Origin of the sequence: Pseudomonas sp. HY7a-MNA-CIBAN-0227 (genome assembly GCF_040310325.1) — a bacterium.
In the GTDB taxonomy this organism is placed as follows: domain Bacteria; phylum Pseudomonadota; class Gammaproteobacteria; order Pseudomonadales; family Pseudomonadaceae; genus Aquipseudomonas.
Window position 1 is genome coordinate 1 of sequence record NZ_JBEOPT010000408.1, and the last position, 215, is coordinate 215.

A 215-nucleotide genomic window follows, 5' to 3' on the forward strand; every position below is an offset into this window, starting at 1 on the left:
GTTACCGGTGAGGAACTGCTGACCCTCACGGACGGTGAGCTGGACGGGCTTCTGCCGTTTGCCTGGACAAGGGTGTATCGCACCAGTGCCGTGGAAGTGGATTGCGGGTTGGGGTTTGGCTGGAGCCATTCGCTGGCCCAGCGGCTTTCTGTGATTGGCGAGTCGGTGGTGTGGACCGATCATGAGAACCGCAGCACGACGTTTGCGTTGCCCTC

At 61.4% G+C, this 215-nt stretch carries 1 protein-coding gene; it reads left to right on the forward strand.

The genetic code is table 11. The features are described 5' to 3' along the window. Nucleotides 1-215, forward strand: a 215-nt coding sequence (locus AAEZ06_RS28460) for a DUF6531 domain-containing protein (protein WP_350617566.1), incomplete at both ends; no start/stop codon positions are given.